Source organism: Roseiflexus castenholzii DSM 13941, assembly GCF_000017805.1.
Taxonomy (GTDB): domain Bacteria; phylum Chloroflexota; class Chloroflexia; order Chloroflexales; family Roseiflexaceae; genus Roseiflexus; species Roseiflexus castenholzii.
The window spans coordinates 1,914,649-1,928,951 of record NC_009767.1; the positions used below are offsets into that span (position 1 = coordinate 1,914,649).

Here is a 14,303-nt window from a genome sequence, read left to right on the forward strand (position 1 = left end):
ATCAATACGAGAGCCACGTCCGGTTGGGGTTGCAATTCTTGCAAGCGCGGGAGTGGCTGTTGGCATTGTTCTGGCGTTGCTTTTGGTGGCGTTGATCGCATACAAAGCCGCGCTCGGCGTCCCGCTGGCGATGCAGATCATCGATATCGCGCTCGCAATTGTTGTGCCGTTCACAATCGTCTGGTTTTTCTGGGGGGTGTGGGAGGTTCTCCAAAGCGCATGGTGGTCGCATGTGATTGGCGGCCCGCTGGTAGCGGCAGGGCTGGGCGCTGCGTTTGTGTGGCGCGGCATGGTCATTGGATTGCTGGTGCGGGGTGTTCCGGTCGCACTGCATCAGTGGATCGAGACGGGGTTTGTCTGGTCGGTGTGGGTCATCCTGATCCTTGAGATCACGACGGTCGTCTATCTGTTGACGGCGTGGAAAGCCTTTGGCATTGGGGCGCCGAAACCGTTGTGGGAGCGACGCCATTGGTGAAGGTTGCACATGGAGCATGAAATTATCGACACTCACCTCCATCTGTGGGACCCGGCGCGGTTTCGCATCCCATGGCTCGATGGCAATGATCTGCTTAATCGTCCCTATGATGTGCAGACGTTCCGTGAGCATACCGCAGGTCTGAATGTTTCGGCTATGGTGTATGTGCAGGTGGAAGTTGCACCTGCCTATGCGCTGCTCGAAGCGCAGCATATCGCCGCGTTGGCGGCGCGTGAACCGCGTCTTCAGGGGATCGTAGCGTGGGCGCCGTTGGAAGATGGCGAATGCGCGCGCTCGATCCTTGAAGCGCTGCTCGCCATTGGGCCGCTTATCAAGGGGGTGCGGCGCATCCTTCAGGGCGAGCCTGATCCGGCATACTGCCTGCGCCCCTCGTTTGTTCGCGGCGTCGAGTTGCTGGCAGAATATGGGTTGTCGTTCGATATCTGCATCTATCACTATCAGTTGCCGGCCATTATCGAGCTGGTGCGGCAATGCCCCGCTGTGACCTTTATTCTCGACCATATCGCCAAGCCTGATATTCGCAATGGTGCGCTTGAACCGTGGCGCGAGCACATGGCGACGCTGGCGCGCCTGCCGAATGTGACATGCAAGATCAGCGGTGTGGCGACCGAAGCGGATCACGCGCACTGGACTGTCGATGATCTGGCGCCCTATGTCCGGCATGCACTCGAGGTGTTTGGCGAGGATCGCGTGATGTTCGGCGGCGACTGGCCCGTGGCGCTGCTGGCGACCAGTTACCGGCGCTGGGTCGAAACTCTGGCGACGCTCACGTCCGACCTGTCGCCCGAAGCGCAACGGAAACTTTGGTCCGACAATGCTCGCCGCCTCTACCGTCTGCCCGCAGTTGCACGATAGCGCACTTCGTGGTATTGTGCATCTGTGTGGGCGCATCTCAACCGGGAACTTGATCCTGACGATCCGGCGCCTTCGGACGCATTACGGCGCATTGTGGCGCGCCTGGGCGACTATGTCGCGGCGATTGTCGAACCGCTCAAGGTGCGCTCTACCGGCGCTACCCTCGTGTGCGCGACGAATCGGCGCATCGAGGTGCGTATTACGATGGCGACGAGTCATCTATTGCTGGTCATTGCGCCAGATTCGGATCTGGCGCATGAAGTGTTCTTCCTGCGGATGCTCGCGGCGCATGATCTGCCGGCGCCCCGCCTGATTACCTACGACCTGAGCTGCACAACTGTTCCTTTCACCTATGCAATCGAAACATATACCGGCGGATTAACGCTTGATTCGCTCGATCAGGCGGCGCTTGTGCGTGTGGCAGGGCGGCAGGTCGGGCGCACCCTGCGACGAGTGCACCGGATCGAGGCGCCTGGCTATGGCGCCCCGACGCCGACCGGTCGCTGGTCGGCGCGGACGTGGCGCGATGCACTGGTGCGCTGGCTCGAGCAGCGGAACTTTGATGCGCAGGCGGAAACTGTGCTGGGTTCGGACGTGGTTGCCGCGCTCCGTGCCGCGACCCTTGATCATCCGGTGTTTGCCTGCGCCCAACCACGTGTGCTGCACGGCGCCATCGAGCCGTCGCGGGTGATCGTCACCGTGGGCGAGTCGGTGCAACTCGCAGGCCTGGTGCGCCCCGAAGCGCCGGTAGGTGGCGATCCATGCTTTGATCTGGCATATGCGCTCTCATCATGCCAATCATCGGTCTTTCGCCAGAGTGTGCTGGACGGGTACGAAATGGGAGGAGCGTTGACCGCCGACCACCATGCACGTGTGGATCGTCTGCGTCTGCTCATCGATGTGGTGCATGCGTTTGAGATGGCCGATGCGGTTGTGCTTGCGGGTTTGCCGGTTGCGGTGATGACTCGTCTGGAGGCGCTCCGGTGAGCCACGATGGACAGCACGAGGAAGGAAACCGGTCGTTTCCCGGCGCTCTGGCGCTCATACTCACGGGTCATATGCCATACCTGCGCGCTGCCGGTCGTCGTCCCGACGGCGAAGACCCGTTGCATGAGATGATCGCCTGTTCGATCATTCCCACGTTGAATGTCCTGTATGATCTGCGCGAACGTGGCATGCGCCCATACGTGTCGCTGGCGTATTCGCCAGTGCTGCTCGAACAACTGGCGGACATCGTCGTACAGAAACATTTTGTTATCTGGATGGAACGCTGGCTGGCGCGCTGCGAAGCGGCGCTGCGGCGCTGGCAGCGGCAGCGGCAGCGGCATCAGGCGTATCTGGCACGTTTTTATCTCGACTGGGGTCAGGGGATTCTTCACAGTTTTACCACGCGCTACGGGCGCAATCTGGTCGCGGCGCTGCGCGAGTTGTGTGCGACCGGAACGGTCGAGCCACTGGGAGGCGCCGCAACGCATGCATATTTGCCACTGCTGTCGCGACAGGAGTCGGTGCGCGCGCAGCTCGATATCGGAACTCTGACGGTGACCCGTCTGCTCGGTCGCCGTCCGCGCGGCGTCTGGCTGCCTGAGTGCGGTTTTCGTCCGGGATTGGAGCAGGTGCTGCGGTTGAATGGTACGCGCTATTTCATTATCGATCCGGCAAGCGTCGCCGTCGATGCCTGTGTCACCCACCTGCGTCCGCGATGGGTGATGCCGCGTCGTCTGATCGCACTGCTGCGCGCGGTTGATGCGTCGCTTCAGATCGTCTCCCCCGCCATTGGGTATGTCGGTGATCCGTTGTATCTGGCGCCCCGTCGTGATCGGAGCACGCATCTATCCATCTGGCGCAACGGAGACAGTGATACCGTCATCGAGCCGTATGATCCGTATCACGCCTTTCGACGCGCTCAGGAACACGCCATCCATTTTGCTGAATGGGCAGCAGCCGAATTACGCGCTTTCGCCAATCGTCATGATCGTCCAGGGATGTTGGTAGTTCCGCTCGATGCGGAGGTACTGGGTCGGCGCTGGTTCGAGGGTGTCGCCTGGCTGCGGACGCTCCTGGAAACTGTTCTGATCCATCGACCGTTTGCCCTGACAACGCCTTCGCCGTATCTGCGCGCCTTCCGACCGCGCCAGAGCATCGTCCTGCGGGATGGATCATGGGGTCCTGGCGGTGATCATTCGGCATGGAATGCGCCGGCAGGCGCTCTGCTCCGTCGTGCCCTTGATGAAACGGAGGATCTCGTCGTTGGGGTGGTGCGGCGCTTCCCCGATGCCCGCGGCGATAGAGAACGCGCACTCAACCAGGCAGTGCGCGAATTGTTGTTGGCGCAGGCGAGCGATTGGTTGTTGCTCCTCGGTCGGAATGATGCCAGTGAGTCGCATCGTCCGTGGGTTCATCTGGCGCGCTGCCGGCAGTTGTGCGCGCTGGCGGAGCGCGCCTCGCTCGATGAGGACGATCAGCAGACACTTGCCGCTATTGAAGAGATTGACAATCCCTTCCCTCATCTCAATTATCGTATTTTGACGGCAGAGACGGTGTGATTGCCATCACTGAGGTGCAGAGAGCGAAAGGTTGTGCGCCACAGCGGCACAGATCTCCCAGAGGGATGAGGCTGAGGGCAATGTTGCCCACCTTCGCCCTATGGCGCAGCGGTTTCATTTTATCGGCTCCAGAGGTGCAATGTTTCACCACGGCGACGCAGAGGCGTGAAGAGACGTTTCGATGGAGCGCATGCGCTTCGCCATATGCTCTGTGTCTCTGTGGTTTTAAGATTCAGGCGACGACCGGCAGCCCGGCGCGCACCCAGGCGATGATGCCGCCGCGCAGGTTGAGCACATCGCCGTACCCGGCGCGCCGGAGCATGTCGGCGGCGACGCCGCTGCGATTCCCTGAACGGCAGATGGCAATGATGGTTGCGTCTTTCGGAATGCTGCTCAGTTTCCGCGACAACTGCCCGAGTGGAATGAGCACACTGTCGGGAATGTGCGCTTCGACATACTCTTCGCGTTCACGCACGTCGAGCAGATAGAGTCGATCACCGCGGGCAAGGCGCTGCTGCACTTCGGTCGGCGTAATTTCGTCGTGTCGGGGTTGCGGTCGGAAGAAGTTGAACATCGTGTGCCTCTCCGATTCTTTGTTACGGCTTTCACCAGGAATATGATGCATCGCGCGGCTGGAACGTTACAGGGGCCGGTGTCACCGGAAGGGTAAACCAGAAGCACGCTCCCTTGCCGGGTTCGCTTTCGACACCCATCGCGCCGCCGTGCGCCAGCACGAGTTGACGGGCGATAGCAAGCCCCAGCCCTGTGCCGCCGTGCGCCCGCGCCCGCCCGCGGTCGGCGCGCCAGAAGCGGTCGAATACGCGCGGCAGGTCGGCGGCGGGGATGCCCGGACCGGTATCGATCACGCGAATGCAGATCATATCAGTCTCTGGCACAGTGCAGACCGACTGCCGCGCTCGTGAGGCAATAATGCGCACGGTTCCTCCTTCAGGCGTGTAACGCAGCGCATTCGACAGCAGATTATTGAGCGCCTGCGCAATGCGGTCAGCATCTGCCAGAACCGGCGGCAGGTCCGGTTCACATTCAGTGTGCAGGGTTACCTGTTTTTCGAGCGCCTGTGCAGTAAACAGCGCCATGCTCTGCGCGACGACGCCTGCCACATCGACAGGCGCCAGATCGAGGCGCAACTGACCGGCCTCGGCGAGCGTCAGCTCTCGCAGATCGGCAACCAGGCGACTGAGCAGGAGCGTCTCGTCGTAAATCGTTGCGATCTCATCTTTTTCGAGCGGAAATACATCGTCGAGCAGAGCGCGCAGGTTGCCTTGAATGACGCTGAGCGGCGTTCGCAGTTCGTGGGCAATGTCGGCAAGTAATCGGCGACGCGCCTGCTCCGCTTCTTCGAGGCTGGCAGCCATGGCATTAAAGGCTTCAGCGGCGCTGGCGACCTCGACCGGTCCCGCGACCGGCGCGCGCCGGGTCAGATCGCCAGACGCAAGACGGCGAGCAGCGCGCGCCAGGTGATCGATGGGTGTAGTCAGGCTGCGGGCAATCACGATGCCCAGGATCAACCCAAACACGGTGGCAAGCAAACCTGCCTGCACCAGTGTCTCGTTGAGTTCGGCAAGGAAGCGTTGCGCTGCGGTGGAAAGTGCGGTATCGCGCTGCAATCGCGCCATCAGGTAACCGACCGTGGTCCCATCGACGATCACCGGCATCGCCTGGCGCATGTCGTCGCGGTTGAGGCGCGCCGCCGTCCCGCTCCCGGCGGCGCTGGAATAGATGACTCGTCCTTCAGTGTCGGTAAGAACCAGTTCAAGCGGACCGCGCAGCATCCCTGGACTTCCCGGTCCCATGCCGCGCGGTCCCATCCCGCGAATGCTGGCAAAGACAGTCTCGACGCCGTCCCAGTCTCGATGTGTTGCGTAGTATGCAGCGAGGCGCGGGAGCAGATCGAGTTGCTGCGCCTGGCTCTGCGCCAGAAACGCGCGAAAATCGGCGCCGGCTCGCATATTTGCCAGTAGCGCGGTCAGCAGCACGCTTAGCGTTGTCACCAGGGCGAACGCCAGCGCCAGTTGAACCCATAATCGTCGGATCATGCGACAACCTTCAGGCGATAACCCACGCCATACACGGTTTCGATCCTGATGCCGGCATCGACCGATTCAAGTTTGCGGCGCAGATTCTTGATATGGCTGTCAATCGTGCGTTCCATCCCTTCATACTCATAGCCAACCCCTTCCTCGATCAATTCGCGGCGCGTAAACGCATGCCCTGGCAGGCTCAGAAAGATGCGCAGCAGATGAAACTCGGTCGGCGTCAGGTTGAGGGGTTGACCTGCCACGGTCACTTCGTGTCGATCAGGATCGAGCCGCACCCGACCTGCTTCGAGGAGGACCGCTGGCTGCGGCGTTCCACCGCTGGTGCGGCGCAGAACAGCGCGCACCCGCGCAACGACCTCGCGTGGATTGAATGGCTTGGTGATGTAATCGTCGGCGCCGAGTTCGAGCCCCACAATCCTGTCGGTGTCGTCAACCCGTGCCGTCAGCATAATAATCGGCATTGCGGCGATATGCGGGTCGGCGCGTATGGCGCGCGTCAGATCGGCGCCATCGATATCGGGCAGCATCAGATCGAGCACCATCAGATCGGGGCGCTCACTGCGTGCCAGGCGGAGGGCAGTTGCGCCATCGTGTGCAGTCAGTGTCTGAAATCCAGCGTGCTCCAGGTAGGCGCTGACCAGCCGCGTGATCTGACGATCATCATCAACCACCAGAATGCGTTGGGGCATACCTCATCCTCGCTGTCGAATATCCATAATTGTAACAGAAGCAGGACTCACGACGTTGTGAGTCTTGCTTCTGTTCCGCAGAACGCGCGTTGCCGGGTTATCCTGATCGCTTGTGCCGGCGAAGCGCGTGGTGCATCTTCAGCGCTGCCATCGAGGACCGCGCCCGCCGGATTGTGTGGCCGGACCCTGCCCGGCGGTACTGGGGCGTTGCCCGATGAGCGGATCGTGCGCCTGCCGCACCCACGATTCGATTGGTGAACTGACCAGGACGGTGATATGGGTGCGCATGCTCTCCCTGGCGTCGTCCGCCTGTTTTTGGGTGATAACGCCGCGCGCAACCAGCGCGTCGATTCGGGCGAACTGTGGCGACACGAAGGCATCGACGATCGTCAGTGGATCAACCCCCTGCGCCAGCGCCACGTCGGCAATCGTCTTGCCGCCGTATAGTTCGCTCAGCAGCGCCTGGCGCGTCATTCCCAGCGTGTCGGCGGCGACGCCGATCAACCCGCCGTCTCGTCCCTGCATTGGCGTGCCGCCGCCTGATCGCAGCATCAGTGGCGTGCCCGTGGGACAGACTCCGCCAAACGGGCATGCGCCGGGCGCCTGCTGGGCGTTGACGTTGGGGGCGATGAAGACCAGCGCTGTCACTGCCAGCGCTCCAATGAACCATATCCACGTGCGCGAAATCATTGTCGTTCTCCTTTCGGATGTGTGAACCTGTGGCCTTTGTGATGACGACCAGAGTGTAGCAGGGAAGGATGGAGAACCGATGGAGATGGCGCGCAGATCATTGGGAGTTGGGGAATGTTGATTTCACTTAATTAATGAAACGTTGCAATGTGTAACTTCATGTGCTACACTGAATAGCGATTCCAGGTCCAGTAGCTCAATGGATAGAGCACCAGTCTTCGGAACTGGGTGTTGGGGGTTCGAGTCCCTCCTGGACCGCCATTTTTATGCCGCTGCCGGTCGCCGACGACCCGCAAAGTTTGTATCGTTTGAGCAGTACGTTGTCTGTTCTTGCAAAAATAGCCCGCGCCGTATGTGTCTCCCCTGGTGCGTCGCCCTCGATCAGGAGATGGCTTGCTTTTTCATCCACGTGCAATGTGAGTTGTCCATCGGTGTGTTGAGATCGGCGTATGTGAGGCGCTATGAAAGATGAGACACCGCTCAGCGTGTTATTGGTTGCTCAGAGTGATGAAGTTGCAGGCAGGCTCCGCGTTGCATTCGGCGATCTGGCGATCACGCTCGATCATGTGTCTCCCGATCAGGCGTTATCCACATTGTCGGTTACTCGTGTTGATGTGGTGCTGCTCGATGTCAGTCCTTTCCCCGATGTTCCGCTGGAACTGATCGCCTCCATTGTGACCGTTGCGCCACATGTGCCGATCCTCGCGCTGGTGGTCAACGATGCCGATCCGCGCGCATTAGCCGCGCTGGCAGCCGGCGCGCACGATTTTGTCAGTTCTGAGGCAGCGGCCAGTGCAATAGTTGCGCGTTTGCGCAGTGCGGCAGCGCACCGCCTGGCAGAGAAGGGCGATCAGCCGGTCGCTCTGAAGGACCTGGTGTTGCGCAGCAACGATGCCGTGCTCCTGATCGGTCGCGATGGGCGGGTCAATCAGGCGAACGCCGCTGCTGCCGCGCTGTTTGGCGTGCTGACCGAACGCCTGATCGGTGAACCGTTTGGCACGCCAATCGTCTCGAATCTGGCGACGACGATTGATATTCCACGACGGAACGACGAGCCGATTGCAGCGGAGCTGTTTTTGCTCCATGTGCTCGATGATCGATCTGATGATGCGTACCTGGCGATCTTACGTGGCATATCTCGCCACCACCGCCTCGATGTCGATCTGCGATTGATGATGGCTGCTATTTCCAGCACCAGTGACGGCATCGTCATTGCCGATCTCGACGGGGTGCCGCATTACCAGAATCCCGCGTTTCAAAAAATGACCGGCTTGACGCTCGATGATCTGCGGATGGCGGGTGGTCTGTTGCGTTTGTATCGCGATGTCGGCACTGCGCGTGCAGCGCTGAGCGCAGTGCGCAGCGGGCAGTCCTATCGGGGGGAAATGCGCCTGATCGATCGCCAGGGCGCGGCAATCAGCGTCCTGTTGCATATCGACCCGGTGCTGGATGCGTCGAACCAGGTCATCGCGCTGGTGGCCGTCCATACCGATGTGACGCAGCGCAAGTTGACCGAAGATCGCCTGGCATACCTGTCGTCGCACGATCCACTGACCGGTCTGGCAAATCGAACCTTGCTGCTCGACCGGTTGCAACTGGCATTGGAGCGACGCAACCGTCACGGAGCGGCGCTGTGCGGTATCTTGCTGCTCGACCTGGATCGGTTCAAGCAGATCAATGATAGCCTCGGTCATATGGTCGGTGATGAAGTGCTGATCGCCGTCGCTGGTCGCCTGAAGCATATCACCCGTCCTGGCGACACGGTCGCGCGTCTTGGCGGCGATGAATTCGCCGTGGTTCTCGATTCGGTCGGCTCTCTGGACGATATCTGGCGGATTGCGCTGCGCATCCAGCAAGCGCTGAGCCATCCGATCACGGTGCAGGATCAGTCGTTGATGGTTGGCGTCAGTCTGGGGATTGCGATTGATGATGGGCGCACGACCAGTGCAGCCGCACTGTTGCGTGATGCCGATACGGCGCTGCATCAGGCGAAGGCGCGCGGGCGATCCCGAATCGTGCTGTTCGAGGAGGCGATGCATACGGCAGCGACAACGCAACTGCAACTCGAAATCGAGTTGCGTCAGGCGTTGCATCGGCAGGCGTTGCTGCTGCACTATCAGCCAATCGTTGATCTCGCCAGCGGAGCGATCCGGGGATTTGAGGCGCTCATGCGCTGGCATCGTCCGCTCAGCGGGCTGGTGCTGCCCGACGGTTTTTTGCCGGTTGCCGAGGAAGCGGGTATGATCCCGGCGATGGGCGCCTGGAGTATTGTCGAAGTCTGCCGTCAGGCGCGGCGCTGGCGCGATCAGTTCGGCAGCGCCGCCGAACTTCCTGTCAGTGTCAATATTCATAGTCGGCAGCTCGAACAGACGGAACTGCCGCATCAGGTGCGGCAGGCGCTACGTGAGTTCAACTTGCCTGGCGCGGCGCTGACCATCGAAATCACCGAGAAAGCGACGCTGCGCGATCTCGATCTGGTGGTGACACAGTTGCAGCAACTCAAGGAGTTGGGGGTGCAGGTGGTGTTGGACGATTTTGGCACCGGGTACTCATCGCTCGGTCACCTGGCGCGCCTGCCGATTAATGGTGTCAAAATTGATCGGTCGTTCGTCCAGTCGATGATGCATGATCCACTTTCTATTACAATTGTGCGTGCTGTGATCACGCTTGCCCGTGAGTTGAACCTGGGAGTGGTGGCAGAAGGTGTCGAAACGGAAGAACAACGCGCGGCGCTGTTGCAGCTTGGATGCACCTGTGCGCAGGGGTGGCTGTTCGGTCGGGCGGTCGATGCGGAAGCGGCGGCGGAATGGATAGCGCGCCGCAGAGAGTTGAGCATTGAGAAGTGAGACCAATTACCTGTGAACATCCGGCATGGTCACCCTGAGCAGCGCGAGGGGTCGTGCGCGACCCGCGCAGATTCCTCGCTGCGTTTACCCTGAGCGAAGCGAAGGGCTCGGAATGACACGCATGCGGCATCTTCAATCGTAATCGGTATGAGACCCGCTACCGGTGATCTCCGTCGCCGCCGATCTGTCCGCGTTCCTGACGGGAGCGTCGTTTCTCCTGATTGGCTTCTGCCACCTCAGCCAGTGTCAGTTTCAGTTCAGTACAGATTTGTGCAAGGCGCCTGCGCCCATCCCCCGGTTCATACTTGAGCGCCTCCTGATCTTCCGGCGTGATGATCTCTGGCGGTTGTGGAATATCTTCTGCCTGCGACTTCACCCGCTTCATGGACCAGTCCAGGCGTTGGATAGATAATTCGGATGGTCAACGCGGACCGGCTGTCAGGTTGAGCGGGACCGGCGCTGATATTCGTTCAGGTTATCCATATTGGTGCCGTTCGCTCCGTCGCTCACTGCTATCGTCGCCGCATCAGAAGGGAGACATAATACAACATTTGCAGGATAGCGGTCGCTGCGGCGGCGACATAGGTCAGCGCTGCGGCATCGAGCACTGCTTTGACCCCTTCGGCTTCCTGGCGCGTGACCAGACCATACCGTTCGAGCATGGCGCGTGCGCGCGCGCTGGCGTCGAACTCGACCGGCAGCGTGACCAGACTGAATATCGCACCGCCGCTCATCAGCAGCACGCCGATCCAGGCAAGCGCCAGACCTGCGCGCGAAAAAGCGCCGAGCACCAGTCCGACCATCAGGAGAATACCGCCGAGTTGCGAACCGACATTCACAATACCGACGATCCCGGAGCGCAACCGCAACCAGGCGTATCCCTGTCGGTCCTGCAATGCGTGCCCCAACTCATGCGCAACAATGGCCATCGCTGCCACCGACGGATGGGCAATTGAACCGGCGGAAAGACGCATCACCTTCGCGCGCGGATCGTAGTGATCGGTCAATTCACCGCCGATCTGTTCGACACGCACATCGTCGAGACCTTCATTGCGCATCAGGACGCGCGCCACATCGAGACCGGTCATATTACGCGCATTGCGCACCTGCGCATACTTCTTGTAGGCAGACTGCACCTTCCACTGCGCCCATAACGTGATGCCGGCGCCCAGCAGCATGACAATCAGGTACAGAGGACTGAAGAACATGGTCGTTTCCTTCTGAATATCGGGTTGCGATGCGCGTCCATCGTTACGCGCGGCGAAACTGGCGTTGTGTCAGGAATGTAACCAAACCGAACGTGACGATGGCAATGACTCCCAGGTCGATCCAGACCGCTGGTTCTGGCGTGATGCCGCGCAGCATCAGGTCTTGAAACCCCACAACACCGTGACTCATCGGAATAATCACAATAATCGGCTCCACCCATGCAGCGAAACTGTCACGACTGATGAAAAAGCCGCTGAAGAAGATCGACAGAAGCAGGCTGATCATCGCAAACTGAATTGCCTGACTGTCCGACCCTGCGACGGTTGAGATGAGAAATCCCACCCCCAGTGATGCGATGGTCAGCATCAGCAGCAACAGGATGAAGAGCAGCCAACTGCCGTTGAGTGGCACGCCGAGCAACCGCATGGCTGCCGCAAGGGCTGCGGATGCAACTGCGATGACCACCGTGTAGCCAAGGTATTTGCCGATGAGCAGTTGCACCATATTGGCGGGCGATACCCGGAACAACTCGAAGGCGCCCATCATACGCTCACGCACCAGCGCCAGCGCCCCCAGCGATACCGCCGTGTGCTGCACCAGCAATGCCAGAACGCCCGGTGCATAGTATACCACTGCCGGGTAAGCGCCGCTTGCCTGCCCGATCGCTTCTGTGCGAATATTCTGGTAGCGTTGCTGCACGGGAGAGACGATTGTCTCCGGCGCGATGCTGACGAAAATGGCGATCTGCTGATCGAGCAGCCGCAGCAATTCCTTCGAGTCGCGCAGTTCGTCCAACCCGCGCTCAAGGTCGCCGGAAGACAGTATGGCTTCCACCTCGCCGAGGGAACGAATGGCTTCATTGGCACGTGCGCGCAGTTGTTCGACATCATCGCCGCGACCGGCGAACAGGCTCTCCGGCGGAATCGTATCGCGGAATTGGACGATCAATGCGCGCAGGGTGCGCAATTCCTGGCGGATCGCTTCCTGCTCGGCGCGACTCACCTCGCGTTCCAGGTTGGTCAGGCGTTCGGCGCCAACTGCGATCCGCACCCCTACAGCGCGCGCCTGTTGCTGCGCCAGACGGGTCTGTTCCGTCAGCAGCGCCTTGTTGATCTCGTTGACCTGGGCATACGCCAGGTACTGAATCCATCCTTCGACGAGTGGATTGATGGCATTTGAGTAGATCAGGATAGTCGGGTTCTCGCCGCGTTGCAGTTTGCCGAATACATTGTCCGGCACGATCTGAACGACGTCCAGGTCGCCGTTTGCCAGCGCTGCGCGCGCTTCGACAGGGGTATAAGCGCGGTTGACCAGCCTGAAATTGAGTCCGACCAGTCCCGTGATCTGAGTGCGCAACTCAACCGGTAGATCGTCCGGCAGAATGAGCGCGGTGCGCAGCACAGGGTTGCTGTTGACGAACCCTGCGCCGAAGATCACGAGCACCAGGAGCGGACCGGCGACCAGGCTGATCAGGAGCAACGGCTGGCGGCGTATCTCGCGCACTTCTTTGAGAAAGTAGGCGCGAATGCGGATCAACCAGCGTGTCACTTCATCGGCGGGGTGTGTTGTCGTCAGGGTGTGAGGCATAGGACGATCCGGCACGGTGCTGGTCATATGTTGCTTTCTCCGCCATGTCGTCGACCGTTGGCGTTGGATCGATTGGCTGAGTTTCCCACTGTCGGATAATGCGAATAAAGACGTCGTCGAAGGTTAATGCCAGTTCTTCGGCGCTCTCGACGACAATATTCGGTCCGTTTGGATCCTCCAGGAGGTTGAGCACATCTGGAATCCAGTCGCCGGCGTCATCGACCGTCACGTACAGTTCGCGGTCCGACTCGGGGACGTAGCGCACTTCTTTGACGTGTGGGTAGCGGCGCAGTGCGCCGACCGCCTTTGCCAGGTTGGCCGGGTTCGCCAGCGTCAGGTGAATGATTTCGCCGCCGAGTGCGCGGCGCTTCAGGTTCTGTGGCGTGTCGATTGCCAGCAGGCGCCCCTGCCGCATAACGGCGACATAGTCGCAGTACATTGCTTCGCTCACGATCTGGGTTGTGATCAGGAGCGTGCGCCCCTGGTCGCGCAGCGCGCGAAAATAGTCCCAAAACTTTCCGCGCAGCACCGGGTCGATGCCGGCCGTTGGCTCATCGGCAAAGATCAGGTCTGGGTCGTGCATGAGTGCGCCGACGAGCATGAGGCGTCGTTGCATGCCGCCGGAGAGTTGCCGTCCCAGGCGATGGCGCGCGTCGGTGAGATCGACAAATTCGAGCAGTTCGTCGAGGCGCGCGCGAATCTGCGAGCGGCGCATGCCATAGAGCGATGCGATGAATTCGGCGTTTTCCGCCACGCTTAGATTGGGGTAGAGCACGAATTGCTGCGGGATGTATCCGATATGCGCCTGGTGTTCGGCGCGAAATGTCGCCGGATTGACGCCAAGCACGCGAATGGTTCCCTTATGAGGACGGTAGAGTCCAAGCGCCAGGCGCACGGTCGTGGTCTTGCCACACCCACTTGGTCCGATCAGTCCGAGGATTGTTCCTTCGGGCACGATGTAGGTCTGGTCGAAGACACCGGCGTTCTCGCCGAAGATCAGACTGACGTCCTGTGATTCGATAGCATTGGCGCGCGGCGATGTCATAGGCGCGCTCCGGCGCGAGGTGCTGAGAACCGAGAACCAGGAACCGAGAACCAAGGACCAAGAACCGAGAACCAGGAACGGCGAACGACTGTGCGACCTGATCCGCCCCCATCGGTCGCAATCCGTGGCGATCCGCGCGCGCTCACTCACCATGCTCCTGAGCGGTATGTGACGCGACTCTCCTTACCATTGTACAGGATGCAGCGTGTGTCTGGATCATACCTTGCCCGGCGACGTTGCAGTGCGACATTGCTGCAATGAAGCGATGGAGCGCTCTATC

Annotated in this window: 13 protein-coding genes and 1 tRNA gene; 6 read left to right on the plus strand and 8 right to left on the minus strand. The window is 60.5% G+C overall.

The features are described 5' to 3' along the window. Positions 1-52 precede the first annotated feature (52 nt). From RCAS_RS07675 to RCAS_RS07690, 4 genes are read left to right on the plus strand one after another with little or no spacing between them, the layout of a single operon-like run. Positions 53-475, plus strand: coding sequence for a hypothetical protein (locus RCAS_RS07675; protein ID WP_232280203.1), 423 nt, complete (start codon positions 53-55; stop codon positions 473-475). A 9-nt stretch (positions 476-484) separates the two neighbouring features. Beyond that, positions 485-1,351, plus strand: coding sequence for an amidohydrolase family protein (locus tag RCAS_RS07680; RefSeq protein ID WP_012120021.1), 867 nt, complete (start codon positions 485-487; stop codon positions 1,349-1,351). Positions 1,352-1,375: 24 nt separating this feature from the next. Next, positions 1,376-2,338 (plus strand): phosphotransferase, encoded by a 963-nt coding sequence (locus RCAS_RS07685; RefSeq protein WP_012120022.1) that lies wholly within the window; start codon positions 1,376-1,378, stop codon positions 2,336-2,338. Then, positions 2,335-3,897 (plus strand): 1,4-alpha-glucan branching protein domain-containing protein, encoded by a 1,563-nt coding sequence (locus RCAS_RS07690; RefSeq protein ID WP_012120023.1) that lies wholly within the window; start codon positions 2,335-2,337, stop codon positions 3,895-3,897. Before RCAS_RS07685 ends, RCAS_RS07690 begins: the two co-directional genes overlap by 4 nt. Before the next feature lie 232 nt (positions 3,898-4,129). Here the strand turns inward: RCAS_RS07690 and RCAS_RS07695 are convergent, their stop codons facing one another. From RCAS_RS07695 to RCAS_RS07710, 4 genes are all read right to left on the minus strand, one after another. After that, positions 4,130-4,471: a rhodanese-like domain-containing protein gene (locus RCAS_RS07695; RefSeq protein WP_012120024.1), complete on the minus strand. Its 342-nt coding sequence runs from the start codon at positions 4,469-4,471 to the stop codon at positions 4,130-4,132. 31 nt (positions 4,472-4,502) lie between these two features. Continuing rightward, entirely contained in the window at positions 4,503-5,954 is a 1,452-nt protein-coding gene (locus tag RCAS_RS07700; RefSeq protein WP_012120025.1) for a sensor histidine kinase, read from the minus strand. Beyond that, positions 5,951-6,646, minus strand: coding sequence for a response regulator transcription factor (locus RCAS_RS07705; protein WP_012120026.1), 696 nt, complete (start codon positions 6,644-6,646; stop codon positions 5,951-5,953). The genes RCAS_RS07700 and RCAS_RS07705 overlap by 4 nt, the downstream gene beginning before the upstream one ends. Positions 6,647-6,784: 138 nt before the next feature. After that, on the minus strand, positions 6,785-7,336 hold the full coding sequence (locus RCAS_RS07710; RefSeq protein WP_012120027.1) for a hypothetical protein: 552 nt from the start codon (positions 7,334-7,336) through the stop codon (positions 6,785-6,787). Between the two features lie 185 nt (positions 7,337-7,521). On the opposite strand from RCAS_RS07710, the gene RCAS_RS07715 reads away from it, so the two are divergent. Further along, positions 7,522-7,597, plus strand: a tRNA-Arg gene (locus RCAS_RS07715). A gap of 200 nt (positions 7,598-7,797) precedes the next feature. Further along, positions 7,798-10,182 carry a GGDEF/EAL domain-containing response regulator gene (locus RCAS_RS07720; RefSeq protein ID WP_012120028.1) on the plus strand — a complete coding sequence of 795 codons (2,385 nt, stop codon included), beginning with the start codon at positions 7,798-7,800 and terminating at the stop codon, positions 10,180-10,182. 157 nt (positions 10,183-10,339) lie between these two features. Here RCAS_RS07720 and RCAS_RS07725 read toward each other — a convergent pair whose 3' ends face one another. The 4 genes from RCAS_RS07725 to RCAS_RS07740 all read right to left on the minus strand — a co-directional run bounded on the left by RCAS_RS07725 (position 10,340) and on the right by RCAS_RS07740 (position 14,023). Then, a complete protein-coding gene (locus RCAS_RS07725) occupies positions 10,340-10,567 on the minus strand; it encodes a nucleoside triphosphate pyrophosphohydrolase family protein (protein ID WP_198136019.1) in 228 nt (75 codons plus the stop codon). A gap of 127 nt (positions 10,568-10,694) precedes the next feature. Beyond that, entirely contained in the window at positions 10,695-11,390 is a 696-nt protein-coding gene (locus tag RCAS_RS07730; protein WP_012120029.1) for a zinc metallopeptidase, read from the minus strand. 43 nt (positions 11,391-11,433) lie between these two features. After that, positions 11,434-13,005: an ABC transporter permease gene (locus RCAS_RS07735; protein WP_083760292.1), complete on the minus strand. Its 1,572-nt coding sequence runs from the start codon at positions 13,003-13,005 to the stop codon at positions 11,434-11,436. Beyond that, positions 12,941-14,023, minus strand: coding sequence for an ABC transporter ATP-binding protein (locus RCAS_RS07740; RefSeq protein ID WP_012120031.1), 1,083 nt, complete (start codon positions 14,021-14,023; stop codon positions 12,941-12,943). The genes RCAS_RS07735 and RCAS_RS07740 overlap by 65 nt, the downstream gene beginning before the upstream one ends. Between the last annotated feature and the right edge of the window lie 280 nt (positions 14,024-14,303).

Coding starts and splice junctions, on each gene's coding strand:
- RCAS_RS07680 (WP_012120021.1), top strand. CDS start 485: ATGGAGCATGAAATTATCGACACTCACCTCCATCTGTGGGACCCGGCG.
- RCAS_RS07695 (WP_012120024.1), bottom strand. CDS start 4,471: ATGTTCAACTTCTTCCGACCGCAACCCCGACACGACGAAATTACGCCG.
- RCAS_RS07700 (WP_012120025.1), bottom strand. CDS start 5,954: ATGATCCGACGATTATGGGTTCAACTGGCGCTGGCGTTCGCCCTGGTG.
- RCAS_RS07705 (WP_012120026.1), bottom strand. CDS start 6,646: ATGCCCCAACGCATTCTGGTGGTTGATGATGATCGTCAGATCACGCGG.
- RCAS_RS07710 (WP_012120027.1), bottom strand. CDS start 7,336: ATGATTTCGCGCACGTGGATATGGTTCATTGGAGCGCTGGCAGTGACA.
- RCAS_RS07720 (WP_012120028.1), top strand. CDS start 7,798: ATGAAAGATGAGACACCGCTCAGCGTGTTATTGGTTGCTCAGAGTGAT.
- RCAS_RS07725 (WP_198136019.1), bottom strand. CDS start 10,567: ATGAAGCGGGTGAAGTCGCAGGCAGAAGATATTCCACAACCGCCAGAG.
- RCAS_RS07730 (WP_012120029.1), bottom strand. CDS start 11,390: ATGTTCTTCAGTCCTCTGTACCTGATTGTCATGCTGCTGGGCGCCGGC.
- RCAS_RS07735 (WP_083760292.1), bottom strand. CDS start 13,005: ATGACCAGCACCGTGCCGGATCGTCCTATGCCTCACACCCTGACGACA.
- RCAS_RS07740 (WP_012120031.1), bottom strand. CDS start 14,023: ATGACATCGCCGCGCGCCAATGCTATCGAATCACAGGACGTCAGTCTG.